We start from the raw sequence: 16,975 nt of genomic DNA, 5'->3' as shown, positions 1-16,975 counted from the left end.
GTTTCGTACGGCCTGATAATGCGCAGAATCACGCACGGAAGTCCAGAGCCGATGCATGCGGGGAGCGGGGTAGGGTGATCGGCGTGAAACGGCCCGAGCGCTGGAACGCCCTGTTGGATCTGCTGGCCAGGGACGGCAGAATCGATGTCGAGGAGGCGGCCGCCGAGCTGGCGGTGTCCGCCGCGACCATCCGGCGCGACCTGGATGAACTCGCTCAGCAGCAGATGCTGACGCGCACCCGTGGCGGCGCGGTCGCGCATAACCTCTCGTACGACCTACCGCTGCGCTACAAGACCGCCCGGCGCGCCTCGGAGAAGCAGCGCATCGCCGCGGCCGCGGCCCGGATGGCCGAACCGGGCTCGATCGTGGGGCTCAACGGCGGGACGACCACCACCGAGGTGGCCCGCGCCATCTCCACGCGCGGTGACCTTTCCACATCGGGCGGCGGTCCGGCCGTCACGGTCGTCACCAATGCCCTGAACATCGCCAATGAGCTGGCGGTGCGCCCCCAGGTCAAGATCGTGCTCACTGGTGGGGTGGCCCGTCCGCAGTCCTTCGAGCTGATGGGGCCGCTGGCCACCGGAGTGCTGGACCAGGTGTCGCTGGATCTGGCGATCCTCGGTGTGGACGCCCTGGACACGGTCCAGGGCGCGACCGCCCACCATGAGGGCGAGGCCAGCATCAACCACCTCATGGCCGGCCGGGCCACCCGGGTGGTGGTCGTGGCGGACAGCTCCAAGCTGGGCCGCCGGGCGTTCGCCCGGATCTGCGCACTGGACGAGATCGATGTGCTGATCACGGACACCGGCGCCGATGAGGAGCTGGTCGCTCCGTACACCGAGGCCGGTGTCCGTGTGATCAGGGCCTGAGGTCTGATCAGGGCCCGAGATGTCGTACGTCTGCGCCCGCGTCTACGCCTGCGCCTACGCCCTGGCGGCGGCCAGCAGGGCCGCCACCCGCTCGACGGCGAATGCGTAGCCCTGGACACCGCATCCGGCGATCACCCCGCTGGCCAGCGCGGAGACATAGGAGTGGTGCCGGAAGGTCTCCCGCTGGTGGATGTTGGAGATGTGCACCTCCACGATCGGCAGACCGTCGCAGGTGGCCAGGGCGTCGCGCAGGGCGACGGAGGTGTGGGAGTACCCCGCGGGGTTGATGATGACCGCCGCGTGGCGCTCCCGGGCCTCATGGATCCAGTCGATCAGCTGGCCCTCGTGGTTGCTCTGCCGGCAGTCGGTCGTCAGACCGTGCGGCGCGGCGGTCTCGGCCACCAGCTTCTCGATGTCGGCCAGCGTGTCGGTGCCGTAGATCTCGGGTTGCCGGCGGCCCAGGAGGTTCAGGTTCGGTCCGTTGAGCACCATGATCGTGGAGCGGTCGCGCACGGGGGTGATGGCCATGGTGTGTGGTCCTTCCTGGGCGTCGGCACTTCGAGGGGCGGTTCACCGGGGGCACCGACCCGCGAGGCATCGTAGATCAGGGATATGACACCACAGTGGACGGCACGGTGGAGGTGCCCGAGGTCGGGGACCCGGTGTCATTGATGACACGCTCGTACTGGCCCTGGCCGCCGAGCGAGACGACCAGCAGATTGTGGAACTTCACCCCCGACGCGTTCGGCGCGGCGAAGCCGTGGTGCTGCACGATGCTCGGGGCGACGTTGTAGTAGCAGTAGCTGCCGAGCCCCCATCCCTCGTGCGTGGTCACCGAATCGGCCACCTTGTAGGCGGCGTAGCCCTTGATGGAGCCGTTCTGGATGGCCGCCTGGTTCGGGGCGTCGTACGCCTTCTCGTTCTGGAAGAAGATGGTCCGGCCCCGCTGCCCGAACCACTGCACGTCGTACTTGTTGAAGTGCTCCACGAAGAGCCCCGTGGCCAGCACGTCGTCGCCGTTGACCCGGACGCCGTAGTCGGCGCGGTTGGTCTCCCAGCCGACCCCGTCGCCGTGGTCGGCGCGCCAGACCCAGGTGTGGTCGACGATGGTGTGCCGGCTGTTGATCACCATGCTGGTGGTGGCCTTGCCGGGGCCCGCGCCGCCGATGCGGATGAACACGTCCTGGACGGTGGTGGGGTTGGCCGAGTGGTCGGCCGAGGCCCCCTGCGGGCCGACCTCCAGCAGCGTGGCGGAGTTCACCGGCCCGGCGTCGACGAGGAAACCGGCCAGCCGCACCCCGTCGACATCGGCGACCTTCACCGCGGTGACGCCGTTGTCGGGGATGAGCGTGGCGTAGCCGAGCCCCAGGACGACGGTGTTCGCGCGGTTCACCTGGACCGGCCGGTCGAGGTGGTAGATCCCCGGGGTGAGCAGCAGATGCAGCCCCTGGGTCAGCGCCTCGTTGAGGGTGGCCGCGGTGACGCCGGGCTTGGCCACGTAGAACTGCGACAGCGGCAGCGAGGTGCCTCTGGGGGTGCCGTTGCCCCAGGTGACACCGCGGGCGTTGGTGCGCTTCTCGGGCAGGAAGACCCGGTACTCGCTGCCGTTGAGGTACAGGAAGGGCTTCTCCCGGGAGATGGGGGTGGTGTTGAGCGTGGTGTACGGCGGGTTGGGGAAGCTCTGCCCGGGTGCGCCCTCCACACCGGAGAACACCATGTTCCACACGCCGTTGAGCCAGCCGCCGACCGCGCTGTCGCGGGTGTACCACTGCTGCTGGGAGTACGGTCCGACCTGGCCGTCGATGCGGCTGTCCGCGATGTAGCCGCCGCTCGCCCAGCCGTAGCCGTCGGGGGCGAGGTTGAGCCCGCCGCGGACGTGCATCCGCCGGAAGGGGGCCGCCTGTGCCACGGCCCAGCGGTTGGTGCCGTTGACCGGTACGACCGCGAGGTTCTCCGCCGAACGCCAGAAGTTCTGGGTGGCATTGCCGTTGAACCACCCGGCGTCCACCGTGATGTCGCCGTTGATGGTCGTGTCGTCGGGGGACAGCCCCAGCCCGGCGATGGAGGTGTAGAAGCCGAGCTGGGCGTTGAGCCCGCTGTAGCTGCCGGGCTTGAACAGCAGGGCGTAGCGCCCGGTGCCGAACTGGGCCGACTCCTGCTTCTTGAACACCTCGTCCAGCTTGGCCTGGATGCCGGGCGTGGACGGGTCGAAGACGATCACGTTCGGGCCGAGGTCGCCACCGCCGGGCAGGGCCTTGGGGCTTCTGCCCCGGCCCGAGGGGGCGGCGGCCGCGGGAGCGGCCAGGCCGCCGAGGGCGGGGACCGATGCGACGGCGGCCGCGGCGCCGAGCACCGCCCGGCGGCCGACCGCGGAGCGGCCGGAGGAGGAAGACGTGGGGGAAGGCGTCATGGGGGCGTCTCTCCTGGTTCAGTAAATGAACGGGATGGGGGGTGAGGGAGCGCTCTCTTGCCGTCGCATGCTTCATCCATGTGAACGACTCGTCAAGAGTTGTGACCACAGTCCTTACATGTTGTTGCTTTTTGAACGTCAACTGCCCTGGTGGATCCCCTGGTTCGGGCGAACTTGGGGAGATTTGTGGTCGGCCGCGCCTCTGACCGTTGTGTTCAAGAGGGAAAGGGGGGCCGGTCTCTGATCCTTTCCGCTCGACGCCTTGACACCTTTGTGCTCCCGCCCGGACACTCCCATCTCGGAGAGCGCTCTCCCATGTTGTCGCGGGCCGGTGACGGCCCGTCATACGGGCGGCCCGGTCCGCACCCACGGCGTCGCGAGTCCTCGCCGTGCGAGGGCCGCCCGGCCACCTTCACCCCCCTCTCCATGTGGCAGGAGTCTCCATGGCACGGAGATCGAAGATCGTTTCATCCACTCTGATCGCGGGCGCGCTGCTGCTGACCTCGCTGGGGCTCGGCGGTATCGCGATGAGCGCCGAGACGCCCGCGGCGAAGTCCGCGGGCGGCGGTGTCACGGCGGCCCACGCGGCCCGAGCCGGGCACGCGGCCCACGCGGGGCACACCATGGCGGCGTCGTCCGCCTCCTCGCCCGAGGACCCGGACGGCGACGGCTACATTCCCGCGAACCCGCCGGTCACCGGCGTCACCCCGTCCACGAAGGAGCCGCCCCACCGCTACTTCCACGAGTTCCAGGCCAACTGCTCGGTGAGCCACACCAAACCGGATGACCCCATCGTGTATCCGCAGCAGCCGGGCGCGTCCCATGACCACACCTTCATGGGCAACACCACGACCGACGCGGCCAGCACCACGGCCTCCCTCGACGCCGGCCGCACCACCTGCAAGGCGCCGGGGGACAAGTCCGGTTACTGGATGCCCACGCTCTCAAACGGCGACAGGCCGGTGCTGCCCATCGGCCCGCAGACCATTTACTACAAGGCGGGCGTGACCGACTACACCAGTGTCCGGCCGTTCCCCAAGGGACTGCGGTTCGTGGTGGGCGACCCGATGCAGACCGCCGAGGAGTTCCGCCGTCACCCCGGCTTCGTGGAGGGCTGGGAGTGCGGCGACAGCTTCTTCAACGTCGAATTCCCCAAGGACTGCCCGAGCCGTCCCGAGGTCCAGCTCAACATCCGTTTCCAGGCGCCCAGTTGCTGGGACGGTAAGTACCTGGACACGCCCGACCACCGGAGCCACATGGCCTACCCGGTGGTCAACCCCGGTACGAACAACAACGTGTGCCCCGCCGACCACCCGGTGGCGCTGCCGATGATCGAGTTCAAGATGGCCTTCCCGGTCAACGGTGACCTCTCCCGGGCGAGGCTGGCCAGCGGTCCGAGCTGGTCGTTCCACTACGACTTCTTCAACGCCTGGGACGCGCCCACGCTCAAGGCGCTCGTCGACCACTGCGTGGTCGGGGCGCTGCAGTGCGACGCCCGTGGCTATGACCAGACCCACCCCGAGGCCGGAGCGGTCCTCGACGAGAACTACGAGCTGCCGTAGCACAGCGGCTGCCGTAGCTGCCGTAGCTGCCGTAGCACCGCGGCCCGGCCGCTCGCGGGACACCCCGCCGCGGCCGGGCCGTCCGCACTCGACTCCCCCCGCCGACACACCGAAAGACACCACCATGACCCGGATCCGTACCGCCCCACGCCGTATCGCGGCGCCCCTCGCCGCCGGTCTGCTGGCCGCCGGTGCCCTCGCGCTGCCCGGTCAGCAGGCACACGCCGCCGGAAGCGTCGTCAAGGTCACCGGCGCCCAGGGCGACTGGCGGCTGACCGTGGACGGCCAGCCGTATCAGATCAAGGGCCTGACCTGGGGCCCCGCCATCGCGGACGCCGACCGCTACCTCCCCGATCTGCGGTCGATGGGCGTGAACACAATCCGCACCTGGGGCACCGACGCCACCAGCAAACCCCTCTTCGACTCGGCGGCCGCCCACGGCATCAAGGTGATCGCCGGATTCTGGCTGCAGCCCGGTGGCGGACCGGGCAGCGGCGGCTGTGTGAACTACCGGACGGACACCGCCTACAAGGATCAGATGGCCGCCGAGTTCACCAAATGGGTCTCCGCCTACAAGGACCACCCGGGCGTGCTGATGTGGAACGTGGGCAACGAGTCGGTGCTCGGCCTCCAGAACTGCTACAGCGGCGATGAGCTGGAGCGGCAGCGGGACGCCTACACCACGTTCGTCAACGACATCGCCAAGAAGATCCATGCCATCGACCCCGGCCACCCGGTGACCTCCACCGACGCCTGGACCGGCGCGTGGCCGTACTACCAGAAGAACGCCCCCGACCTCGATCTGTACGCCGTCAACTCCTACAACGCCGTGTGCGACATCAAGGCCACCTGGGAGCAGGGCGGTTACACCAAGCCGTACATCGTCACCGAGACCGGCCCGGCGGGGGAGTGGGAGGTGCCAGACGACTCCAATGGGGTGCCGCAGGAGCCCACCGACCAGGCCAAGGCCGCGGGCTACACCAAGGCGTGGAACTGCGTCACCGGCCACCAGGGCGTCGCGCTCGGCGCCACGATGTTCCACTACGGCACCGAGGACGACTTCGGTGGTGTCTGGTTCAATCTGCTGCCCGCCGGGCAGAAGCGGCTGTCGTACTACGCGGTGAAGAAGGCCTACGGCGCGGACACCTCGCGCGACAACACACCGCCGGTCGTCTCCTCGCTGGCCGTGGAGGGCGATGCCGCCAAGGTGGAGGCGGGCCGCGACCTGACCCTCGCGGTCAGGGCCACCGACCCCGACGGCGACGCCATTTCCTACCAGGTGCTGGGCAGCACGATGTACCTCGACAAGGACAAGAGGCTCATCCCGCTGCCCGCCACCGACCTCGGCGGCGGCCGCCTGAGGGTCACCGCGCCGGACCGCCCCGGCGTGTGGAAGGTGTACGTCAAGGCCACCGACGGCAAGGGCAACGTCGGCATCGAGACCCGTTCCGTACGGGTCGTCCCGCCCGCCGTGAACGGCACCAACGCGGCCCTCGGCAGGCCCGCCACCGCCTCCTCGTACCAGACCGGTGGCGGCGACTGCCCCTGCACCCCGGCCAACGCCGTGGACGGCAAGGCGGACACCCGCTGGGCCGCCGACTGGAGCGATCCGCAGTGGCTCCAGGTGGACCTCGGCGCGTCCACCTCCTTCACCCACGTCCAGCTGGTGTGGGAGGCCGCCTACGCCAAGGCGTACACCATCCAGACATCCGACGACGGCAGCAGCTGGCGCACCGTCCGTGAGGTGACGGACGGCAACGGTGGTGTGGACGACTTCGACGTCTCCGGCACCGGGCGCTACGTCCGCGTCCACGGCACGGCCCGTGGCACCGGCTACGGCTACTCGCTCTACGAGTTCGGCGTCTACCACTGAGCCACTGAGGAGGGCGGCGGGAGAGCGCTCTATGCCCCCGAGGCGCACGGCCACTAGGGTGCGGACATGAACCGACAGGCCCCGACCTTGGAGGATGTCGCCCGGGAAGCTGGTGTCTCCCGGGCGACCGTGTCCCGGGTCGTCAATGGCGTCCGCAATGTGGATCCGGCCATCCAGGACCTGGTCCGGCTGGCGATCGAGAGGACCGGCTACGCGCCCAACCGGGCGGCCAGATCGCTGGTGACCCGGCGCACCGGCACCGTGGCGCTCGTCGTCTCCGGGGCCGGGGACACCTCGGAGGAGGAGCAGAACGCCTTCGCCGCCCGGGTGTTCTCGGACCCGTTCTTCGGCCGGGTGGTCGGTGGCGTGGTGGGGTTCCTGCGGCCGCGCTCGACGCACCCGGTGCTGATGTTCGCCGAGTCCCCCGAGGCCCGGCAGGAGGTGGTGAGGTATCTGCGGCAGGGGAACGCGGACGGGGCCCTCGTGGTGTCCACCCACCCCGACGATCCACTGCCCGCGCTGCTCGCTGACGCCGGACTGCCCGCCGTGCTGTTCGCCCGGCCCGTGCGGCCGGTGGCGCTCAGCCATGTCGACCTGGCGCACTGGGACGGTGGCCGCATCGCCGCCGAGCGCCTGCTGGCCCGGGGGTGCCGGAAGGTGGCCACCGTGTCGGGACCGTGGGCCGTGCCGGCGAGCCAGGAGCGGCTCGCCGGATTCCGCGACACCATGGCCCGCGGTGGGCATCCGTACGTTCCGGTGGCCGAGGGCGGATTCACGCTGGACAGCGGGGTGGTGGCGATGACCGCGCTGCTCGCCGAACACCCCGATGTGGAAGGGGTGTTCGCGGCCAACGACCTGATGGCCCAGGGGGCCTGCCAGGTGCTGAGGGAGCGTGGCCGGCGGGTGCCCGACGATGTCGCGGTCGTCGGCTTCGACGACTCAAGCGTGGCCGCCACCTGTCGGCCGCCGCTGACCTCGGTGCGCCAGCCGGTGGAGGACATGGCGGCGGCGATGGCCCGGCTGCTCGACGAGCACGTCCGGGGCCTGCGCACCGATCCGGTCGCGGTCCTCTTCGAACCGGAGCTGGTGGTACGGGAGTCGGCGTAGCGGCATGGGAGTCGGCGTAGCCCCGCGCCGGACGTGGGGGCGCCCCGTGTGTCACCCGTGTGCGTAGCGCCTGCGCCGGACGTGGGCGTCGCCTCCTGCGCGGGAGGCGCGCGTAGCGCCTCCGCCAGGCATGTGCGTCGCCTCCGCCTGTACCAGGCATGTGCGTCGCCTCCGCCTGTACCAGGCATGTGCGTCCCCTCCGCCTGCGCCAGGCATGTGCGTCGCCCCCCCTGTGCCGCCCGCCCCGCCCCTACGCCAGCCGCGTGCCCAAGGTCGTGCGCCACGCGGGGGACGGCTCCGGCGAGGGCCCGGCGGGCAGGCGGCGCCCACCGCGGGCGAAGAAGTCGGCGAGCGGCAGGATCGCGGCGCCCACCGTCACCGCGTCCGGTCCCAGCGCCCCCAGGTCGATGCCGACGCGTCCGGACGGGTACGGCAGCGCGTAGGACAGCGCGTGGCGGCGCACCGAGTCCAGGAAGCGCGCGCCGAGCTGGAGACCGGCCCAGCCGCCGACCAGGATGCGCTCGGGCTGGAAGAGGTTGATCAGGTCGGACAGCCCCGCGCCCAGGTACTCCGCCGTCTCGGCGAGGACGGCGGCCGCCACCGGGTCCGGGTCGCCACCGTCCTCGGGGTAGGCGGCGGCCAGCATCGCCGTCAGGGCGGTCTCCTCGTCGGTGTCGGACGGCGGCTGCCCGCCCGCTTCCTGCCAGCGCTCCAGCAGCGCTTCCGCGCCCGCATACGCCTCCAGGCAGCCCAGCGCCCCGCAGCGGCACCGGCGGCCCCGCACCCGCACCGTGAGATGGCCCCACTCCACCGCCCGGCCGTGCTCGACGTCCTCGGTGACGACGCAGGCGCCGACGCCCGATCCGAAGAGCACGACCACCGCGTTGCGCGCGCCGCGCCCGGCGCCGAACCACATCTCGGCCTGGCCCAGCGTCTTGGCGCCGTTCTCGATGAAGTACGGGACGTCCTCGGGGAGATGGCCCGGTCGGCGCAGCATGCGCTCCAGCGGGACCGCCTCCCAGCCGATCGGCTGGCAGTGCACCACCGCACCGCCCTCCTCGGAGTGTTCGACGATGCCGGGGACGCCGATGCCGACGCCGAGGAGCCGATCGGGGGCGAGCCCGGCCGCCGCCAGGACCTCGGCGATACCGTCGCGGATATGGCCCGCGATCAGCTCGCTGTCGTAGCGGTCCCGGTGCCCGGGGCCGCGCGTGGGCAACGGCCGGTCCGCATGGGCCTGTTCGGCCAGTGCCAGATCGAACAGCTCGACGCGGACCCGGGTCTCGCCGACATCCACCCCGATCATGTGGCCGCTGTGCGGGGCGATCCGCAGCAGGGTGCGGGGGCGGCCGCCGTCGGAGTCGACGCTCCCGGCCTCCTCCACCAGCTCCTCGGCGAGCAGTTCGGTGACCACGTTGCTGATGGAACCTGAACTCAGCCCGGTCGCGGGGGCCAGCGAATAGCGGCTCATCGGCCCGTCGAAGTACAACCGGCGCAGCACGCCGGCACGGTTCTCCCGCCGCAGGTCACGAACCGTACGGCCGTTGTTCGCCGTCACCTGGCCTCCTCAACTCCGGGCTACGCGCCGCAAGATACCTCCGCCGGATCTCTTGACGCGACCTTCTCTTGAGGTTTAACTCACGTCCTAAATTAAGCCGTGAGAGGCTTCGGGAGTTGAACGCGGTCGCGTACCCGGGTCCTTCTTGGCATTCACCACTCCCGGAAGGGACACCAGGAGCCATGCGCAGCATCCGAGTCGCGGCCATAGGCGCCGTCACCTTGTCACTCGCCCTCGCCGTCTCGGCCTGCGGAGGCGGTTCCTCGACGGCTGGCGGCGGCGGATCCAACGACTCGCCCAAGACGCTCACCTACTGGGCCTCCAACCAGGGCGCCAGCATCGCGGTGGACAAGAAGGTCCTGAAGCCCGAGCTCGACAAGTTCGAGAAACAGACCGGGATCAGAGTGAAACTCGAGGTCATCCCCTGGTCCGAGCTGCTGAACCGGATCCTCACCGCCACCACCTCCGGTCAGGGCCCCGACGTGCTGAACATCGGCAACACCTGGAGCGCCTCGCTCCAGGCGTCCGGGGCGCTGCTGCCGTGGGACGACAAGAACTTCGGCGGCATCGGCGGCAAGGACCGCTTCGTGGACTCCGCCCTCGGCTCGACCGGGGTGAAGGGCGAGGACCCGGCCGCGGTGCCGCTGTACTCGATGGCGTACGCGCTCTACTACAACAAGAAGATGTTCGCCGACGCCGGCATCTCGAAGCCGCCCGCCACCTGGGACGACGTCGTCGCCGACGGCAAGAAGCTCTCCAAGGACGGCAAGTGGGGCCTCGGTGCCGAGGGCGCGAACCTCTCGGAGAACATCCACCAGGTCTTCGTCTTCGCCAAGCAGCACGGCGCGGACTTCTTCACCGCCGACGGCAAGCCCGACTTCACCTCGGACGGCGCGGTCTCCGCGATCAAGCAGTATGTCGACCTGATGGCGAAGGACAAGATCATCGCCCCGGGCAACGCCGAGTACGCGCAGAACCAGTCCCTCAGCGACTTCGCCAAGGGCAAGACGGCCATGGTCCTGTGGCAGACCGCCTCCGCCACCTTCGCCTCCCTGGGCATGAAGGACGACGAGTGGGGCGTGGCCCCGGCGCCCGTACGCTCCGGCACCCCCGGCACCGGCACCGCCGTCAACTCGATGGTCGCCGGCATCAACCTGGCCGTCTTCAAGAACACCGACAACCACGACGGCGCCCTGAAGTTCGTGAAGTTCATGACCAGCGACGCGGAGCAGAAGATCCTCAACAAGGCGTACGGCTCCATCCCGCCGGTCAAGTCCGCCCAGTCCGACCCCGCGTTCAACACCCAGGCGACGGCCGCCCTGCGGGACACCCTCGCCAAGAGCGCCGAGGCGCTGCCACAGGTGGCCGACGAGTCGCAGTTCGAGACGTCCGTGGGCACGGCCGTCAAGGAGCTGTTCGCGGACGCCGCCGGCGGACGCCCGGTGACCACCGCATCGGTGAAGGCCAAGCTGGAGAAGGCCCAGCAGCAGATGCCGGCGAAGTGAGCGCGGACACCTCATGACCACCACGACCACCACCGCCGAGGCAGAGCGGCGGACCGTGTCGGGGAGCACCCCCGGGGCGGCGCGAGGCCCGCGCCGCCCCGGGCGGATCCGCCGCATCGGACTGCCGTATCTGCTGCTCCTGCCCGCCCTGGTCCTCGAGCTCCTGGTCCATCTGGTGCCGATGGTGATGGGCATCCTGATGAGCTTCAAGGCGCTCACCCGGTTCTCCATCCGGGACTGGAGCGCCGCCCCCTGGTCCGGCTTCGACAACTACAAGATCTCGGTGGACATCAACGCGCCGGCCGGTGAGGCGCTGCTCCACTCGTTCTGGGTCACCTGCGGCTTCACCGTGCTGTCCGTCGGGCTGTGCTGGCTGCTGGGCACCGCCACCGCCATCTTCCTCCAGGACACCTTCCGCGGCCGGGGCGTGCTGCGCACCCTGTTCCTGGTCCCGTACGCGCTGCCCGTCTACACGGCCGTCATCACCTGGGCGTTCATGTTCCAGCATGACAACGGGCTGGTGAACCACGTCCTCCACGACCAGCTGGGCCTCACCGACAAGCCCTCGTTCTGGCTCATCGGCGACAACAGCTTCATCGCCCTGCTCACCGTGTCGGTGTGGAAGGGCTGGCCGTTCGCGTTCCTCGTCATCATGGCCGGTCTGCAGAACATCCCCAAGGAGCTCTACGAGGCGGCCGCCCTCGACGGCGCCGGGATGTGGCAGCAGATCCGCCGCATCACCCTGCCCTCGCTGCGCCCGGTCAACCAGGTGCTGGTGCTGGTGCTGTTCCTGTGGACGTTCAACGACTTCAACACCCCGTATGTGCTGTTCGGCAAGGCAGCGCCGGAGGCCGCGGACCTCATCTCGATCCACGTCTACCAGACGACGTTCGCCACCTGGAACTTCGGCACCGGGTCCGCCATGTCCGTCCTGCTGCTGCTCTTCCTGCTCGTGGTGACGGGCCTGTACCTCCTGCTGACCTCCCGACGAAGGAAGACGGCCGATGTCTAGCACCTCCCCGGCGCGGCCCCGCTCACCGATGGCCGCCCCCCGGTCCTTCCTCTGGGCCCGCCGGATCTTCCTCACCCTGCTCACCGGGTTCGTCCTGCTGCCGGTGTACGTCATGGTCTCCAGCTCCCTGAAGCCACTGGAGGACGTCTCGGGGACGTTCCGCTGGCTGCCGAGCGGGCTGACCATCCGCCCCTACATCGACATCTGGTCGACGGTGCCGCTCGCCAAGTACTTCATGAACTCGGCCATCGTGGCGGGCGCGGCGACCGTCTGTTCGGTGGTGATCGCCGTGTTCGCCGCGTACGCGGTCAGCCGGTACCGGTTCCGGGGCAAGCGGGTGTTCACCGTCACCGTCCTGTCCACCCAGATGTTCCCCGGGATCCTCTTCCTGCTGCCGCTGTTCCTCATCTACGTGAACATCGGCAACGCCACCGGCATCGCCCTCTTCGGCTCCCGGGGCGGCCTCATCCTCACCTATCTCACCTTCTCGCTGCCGTTCTCGATCTGGATGCTCATCGGGTACTTCGACTCGGTGCCACGCGATCTGGACGAGGCCGCGCTGGTGGACGGCTGCGGACCGCTGGGCGCGCTGTTCCGGGTCGTCGTCCCGGCCGCGATCCCCGGCATCGTCGCCGTCGCCGTCTACGCGTTCATGACCGCCTGGGGCGAGGTGCTCTTCGCGTCCGTGATGACCAACGACGCCACCCGCACCCTCGCCGTGGGCCTCCAGGGCTACGCCACCCAGACCGAGGTGTACTGGAACCAGGTCATGGCCGCCTCGCTCGTCGTCAGTGTCCCCGTGGTCGCGGGCTTCCTGCTGCTGCAGCGCTATCTCGTGGCCGGACTCACCGCCGGAGCCGTGAAGTGACCGGCCTCCCCGCCTCTGACCTCCCCACCTCTGAAAGGACGTACGTGTCCGAACTCCTGGACCTCACAGCCTTCCCGCACGACTTCCTGTGGGGCACGGCCACCTCCGCCTACCAGGTCGAGGGAGCCGTCGCCGAGGACGGACGGTCGCCCTCGATCTGGGACACCTTCTCGCACACCCCCGGCAAGGTGGCGGGCAACGACCACGGCGATGTGGCCTGCGACCACTACCACCGCTGGCGCCAGGACATCGGGCTGATGAAGCGGCTGGGCACCAACGCCTACCGGCTGTCCATCGCCTGGCCACGCGTGGTGCCGGGCGGCGACGGACCGGTCAACGCCAAGGGCCTGGCCTTCTACGACGAGCTGATCGACGGCCTGCTGGAGGCGGGCATCACCCCGTCCGTCACCCTGTACCACTGGGACCTTCCCCAGGTGCTCCAGGACCGCGGCGGCTGGCCCGAGCGCGACACCGCGGAACACTTCGCCGCGTACGCCTCGGTGGTGGCCGACCGCCTCGGCGACCGGGTGCACCACTGGACCACCCTCAACGAGCCGCTGTGCTCGGCCTGGATCGGCCACCTCGAGGGCGTGATGGCGCCCGGACTCACCGATCTGACCGCGGCGGTCCGCGCCTCCTACCACCTGCTGCTCGGCCACGGCCTCGCCGCCCAGGCGATCCGGGCCGTCGCGCCACGCGCCGAGGTCGGCATCGTCAACAACCTCAACACCGTGGAGGCGGCCACCGACCGGCCGGAGGACCAGGCCGCCGCGCGGCGCATGGACGGCCACACCAACCGCTGGTGGCTGGACCCGGTGCACGGCCGTGGCTTCCCCGCCGACATGCGCGAGGTGTACGGGGTCGAACTGCCGGAACGCCCCGGCGACCTGGACACCATCGCCGCACCCCTGGACTGGCTGGGCCTGAACTACTACTTCCCGGCCACCGTCACCGACGACCCCGATGGCCCGGCCCCCCACGCCCGCGCCGTCCGCCGCCCGGACGTCCCCCGCACGGGCATGGACTGGGAGATCGAGGCCGGTGGTATCGAAACCCTGCTGCTGCGCCTGACCGGCGAATACGGCGCCCGCAAGCTGTACGTCACCGAGAACGGCTCCGCCTACCCCGATGTCGTACGCCCGGACGGGACCGTGGACGACCCGGAGCGCCAGGACTACCTCGTCCAGCACCTCGCGGCCTGCGCCTCGGCGGTCCGCAAGGGCGCCCCGCTGGCCGGGTACTTCGCCTGGTCGCTGCTGGACAACTTCGAATGGGCCTACGGCTACGACAAGCGCTTCGGTCTCGTCCACGTCGACTACCGCACCCAGGTCCGCACCATCAAGGGGACCGGCCACCGCTACGCGGAGATCATCCGCGACCATCGGGGCCGGGCCCGCCGCGCCGCCTAGGGGGTGTTGGACAAGTAGTTCCACCTGCGGCGCGCCGCTCCCCTCCCCGCCCCTCCCCAAAACCGGGACTCCGCCCCAGCCCCCAAAACCGGGGCTCCGCCCCAGACCCCGAGACCGGGGCTCCGCCCCAGACCCCGAGACCGGGGCTCCGCCCCAGACCCCGAGACCGGGGTTCCGTCCCAGACCCCCGGGCCGGGGTTCGGTCCCAGACCCCCGGGCCGGGGTTCGGTCCCAGACCCCCGGGCCGGGGTTCGGTCCCAGACCCCCGGGCCGGGGCTCCGCCCCAGACCCTGGGTCGGGGGTCCCGCCCCAGGCCCCGGCCCCGGGTTCCGCCTCAGACATCCGGGCCGGGGTTCCGTCCCAGACTCTGGGCCGGGTTCCCGCCTCAGACCCTGGGTCGGGCCCTGGCCCTGGGCCGGGGGCTCTGCCTCAGACCCTGGGTCGGGGTTCGTCCCTGACCCTGGGCTCGCGTCCCAGACTCCGGGCCGGGGTTCCGTCCCAGACCCTGGGTCGAGGGTCCGTCCCAGACTCCGGGCCGGGGTTCCGCCCCGGGTCTGGGTTGGGGTTCCGTCCCAGTCCCTGGGTCGGGGCTCTGCCTCAGACTCCGGGTCCGGGGTCCGTCCCTGACCCCGGACCGGGGTTCCGCCCCTTCCCCCGGCATTGATATGCGGTTCCGCCGGGTGGCGGGGCTCCGCTCCGGACCGCGGGGTCCAGGGGCGGAGCCCCTGGTTACGGGAAGGGGCGGGGAGGGGAAAAGTCCGCCCGCAGCACATAGCCACAACGCAAAGCACATCGGCACGACGGCACATCGGCACATCGGCACGAACACCCATCGGCATCACACGTGCACCCCACGACCTCACCGAGGAGAGCCGCATGCCATCCCGTACCCCCCGCATCCTGCTGAGCGCCCTCGCCACCCTGGCCACGGTGGCGGTGCTGACCACGGGCCCGGCCCTCGCCACACCCACCTCGCACTCCACCGCGACCGCCGCCCAGGCGACGTGGGACACCGACCGGGCGGCGGCCGCGTACGCCGCGGACCACGGCGCCGTCACCGCGTCCGGCAGCGAGAACGACGGCACCGCGCCGGGCCTGGCCTTCGACGGCAACGGGTCGACCCGCTGGTCCAGCCCGTTCACCGACAACGCGTGGATACGCGTCGACCTCGGCGCCACCATCCGGATCGACCGGGTCGTCCTGGACTGGGAGGCCGCCTACGGCAAGAAGTACGTCCTGGAGGTGTCGAAGAACGGCACCGACTGGGCCCCCTTCTACACCGAGGACGCCGGTACCGGAGGATCCGTCACCGCCCACACCCATCCGCAGGACGTCGTCGGCCGCTACGTACGGATGCGTGGCATCGAGCGCGGCACGCCGCACGGCTATTCGCTGTACTCGTTCAAGGTGTACGGCGGAGAGCCCGCCCCGGCGTCCACGACCCGGACCAATCTCGCCCTGAACCACCCCGCCTACTCCAACTACTACCAGCACGCGGGCAACTCGCCCGCCTTCGTGACCGACGGCGGCTGGCCCGCCAACCTCAAGGACGACCAGACCCGCTGGTCCAGCGACTGGAACGCCGACCGCTGGGTCTCGGTGGACCTCGGCGCGACCTCCACGATCGACACCGTCGACTTCTACTGGGAGGCCGCCTACGCCGTCGATTACCAGGTGCAGGTGTCCGACGACAACCGCACCTGGCGCACCGTCTATCAGCCCTCCGCCGCCGAGGTGGCCGCCCGCCGCGCGGATGTGAAGTCCCCCGCGGACGCGGTGGGCCGCCATGACACCGTGAAGCTGTCGCAACCCGCCAAGGGCCGCTATGTGCGGATGCTGGGGAAGGAGCGCCGTTCCTTCTACAACCCGGCCCCGGCCACCGCCCAATTCGGCTACTCCCTCTACGAGTTCCAGGTCTGGGGCACCGGTGGGAGCGCCTCCGCCGCGTACCCGGCCCTCCCCGGGGAACAGTCCGGTGCGTACCGGACGACGTTCTTTGACGACTTCACCGGCGCCTCCCTCGACCGCTCGAAGTGGCGTGTGGTGCGGACCGGCCAGGAGATGGGGTCGGTCAACGGCGAGTCGCAGGCGTATGTCGACTCCTCCGACAACATCCGCACCGAGAACGGCAATCTCGTCCTCAGGGCGAAGTACTGCAAGGGCTGCACCCAGGCGGGCGGCGGCACGTACGACTTCACCTCCGGACGCATCGACACCCACACCAAGCTGGACTTCACCTACGGCCGGGTCAGCGCCCGGATGAAGCTGCCGGTCGGCGACGGCTACTGGCCCGCGTTCTGGCTGCTGGGCAGCGATGTGGACGATCCCTCGGTGTCCTGGCCCTCCTCCGGTGAGACCGACATCATGGAGAACATCGGCTACGCCGACTGGACCAGCACCGCCCTGCACGGCCCCGGCTATTCGGCGGACGGCAACATCGGCGCCCGCCAGACCTACCCGGGCGGTGGCCGCGCCGACCAGTGGCACACCTACGCGGTGGAGTGGACACCCACCGGGATGCGCTTCCTCGTCGACGACCGGGTGGTCCAGGAGACGAGCCGCAACAAGCTCGAGTCCACCCGTGGCCAGTGGGTCTTCGGCCACAACCAGTACGTGATACTCAACCTCGCCCTGGGCGGGGCGTACCCGGCCGGGTGGAACAAGGTCACCACCCCCTACTGGGGCCTGCCGCAGTCCAGCGTCGACCGGATCGCGGCCGGGGGAGTGCAGGCGGAGGTGGACTGGGTGCGCGTCGAACAGAAGGGGTGAGCGCTGCATCATGGATCGTTGACGGGCGGCCGC

The 16,975-nt window shown here is 70.2% G+C and carries 12 protein-coding genes; 9 read left to right on the top strand and 3 right to left on the bottom strand.

Features of this window, described 5'->3' with window-relative positions:
- Positions 1-83: 83 nt before the first annotated feature.
- Positions 84-869: a DeoR/GlpR family DNA-binding transcription regulator gene (locus J2Z30_RS14475; RefSeq protein WP_044580914.1), complete on the top strand. Its 786-nt coding sequence runs from the start codon at positions 84-86 to the stop codon at positions 867-869.
- Between the two features lie 54 nt (positions 870-923).
- Here J2Z30_RS14475 and aroQ read toward each other — a convergent pair whose 3' ends face one another.
- Positions 924-1,397, bottom strand: a complete 474-nt coding sequence (gene aroQ / locus J2Z30_RS14470) for a type II 3-dehydroquinate dehydratase (RefSeq protein WP_044567867.1) — start codon at positions 1,395-1,397, stop codon at positions 924-926.
- Between the two features lie 76 nt (positions 1,398-1,473).
- Positions 1,474-3,279: a pectate lyase-like domain-containing protein gene (locus tag J2Z30_RS14465; RefSeq protein ID WP_044567866.1), complete on the bottom strand. Its 1,806-nt coding sequence runs from the start codon at positions 3,277-3,279 to the stop codon at positions 1,474-1,476.
- A 443-nt stretch (positions 3,280-3,722) separates the two neighbouring features.
- Here J2Z30_RS14465 and J2Z30_RS14460 point away from each other — a divergent pair, with 443 nt between their 5' ends.
- From J2Z30_RS14460 to J2Z30_RS14450, 3 genes are all read left to right on the top strand, one after another.
- Positions 3,723-4,841, top strand: coding sequence for a DUF1996 domain-containing protein (locus tag J2Z30_RS14460; RefSeq protein ID WP_044567865.1), 1,119 nt, complete (start codon positions 3,723-3,725; stop codon positions 4,839-4,841).
- Between the two features lie 124 nt (positions 4,842-4,965).
- Positions 4,966-6,714 (top strand): discoidin domain-containing protein, encoded by a 1,749-nt coding sequence (locus tag J2Z30_RS14455; protein WP_044567864.1) that lies wholly within the window; start codon positions 4,966-4,968, stop codon positions 6,712-6,714.
- A gap of 66 nt (positions 6,715-6,780) precedes the next feature.
- Entirely contained in the window at positions 6,781-7,821 is a 1,041-nt protein-coding gene (locus J2Z30_RS14450) for a LacI family DNA-binding transcriptional regulator (protein ID WP_044567863.1), read from the top strand.
- A 250-nt stretch (positions 7,822-8,071) separates the two neighbouring features.
- Here J2Z30_RS14450 and J2Z30_RS14445 read toward each other — a convergent pair whose 3' ends face one another.
- On the bottom strand, positions 8,072-9,379 hold the full coding sequence (locus J2Z30_RS14445; RefSeq protein WP_044567862.1) for an ROK family protein: 1,308 nt from the start codon (positions 9,377-9,379) through the stop codon (positions 8,072-8,074).
- A gap of 182 nt (positions 9,380-9,561) precedes the next feature.
- Between J2Z30_RS14445 and J2Z30_RS14440 the strand changes: the two genes are divergently transcribed.
- The 5 genes from J2Z30_RS14440 to J2Z30_RS14420 all read left to right on the top strand — a co-directional run bounded on the left by J2Z30_RS14440 (position 9,562) and on the right by J2Z30_RS14420 (position 16,942).
- Positions 9,562-10,884 carry an ABC transporter substrate-binding protein gene (locus J2Z30_RS14440; RefSeq protein ID WP_044567861.1) on the top strand — a complete coding sequence of 441 codons (1,323 nt, stop codon included), beginning with the start codon at positions 9,562-9,564 and terminating at the stop codon, positions 10,882-10,884.
- A 13-nt stretch (positions 10,885-10,897) separates the two neighbouring features.
- On the top strand, positions 10,898-11,896 hold the full coding sequence (locus J2Z30_RS14435; protein WP_044567860.1) for a carbohydrate ABC transporter permease: 999 nt from the start codon (positions 10,898-10,900) through the stop codon (positions 11,894-11,896).
- Positions 11,889-12,764, top strand: a complete 876-nt coding sequence (locus J2Z30_RS14430) for a carbohydrate ABC transporter permease (protein WP_078956477.1) — start codon at positions 11,889-11,891, stop codon at positions 12,762-12,764. The genes J2Z30_RS14435 and J2Z30_RS14430 overlap by 8 nt, the downstream gene beginning before the upstream one ends.
- Before the next feature lie 44 nt (positions 12,765-12,808).
- Positions 12,809-14,173, top strand: coding sequence for a GH1 family beta-glucosidase (locus J2Z30_RS14425; RefSeq protein ID WP_044567858.1), 1,365 nt, complete (start codon positions 12,809-12,811; stop codon positions 14,171-14,173).
- Positions 14,174-15,049: 876 nt separating this feature from the next.
- Complete coding sequence (locus J2Z30_RS14420) at positions 15,050-16,942, top strand: discoidin domain-containing protein (RefSeq protein ID WP_044567857.1); 1,893 nt, start codon at positions 15,050-15,052, stop codon at positions 16,940-16,942.
- Positions 16,943-16,975: the final 33 nt, after the last annotated feature.

The organism is Streptomyces iranensis, from assembly GCF_017874715.1.
In the GTDB taxonomy this organism is placed as follows: Bacteria; Actinomycetota; Actinomycetes; order Streptomycetales; family Streptomycetaceae; genus Streptomyces; species Streptomyces iranensis.
The sequence above is the reverse complement of the archived record's forward strand: the minus strand, read 5'-3'. Positions and strand labels throughout refer to the sequence as shown.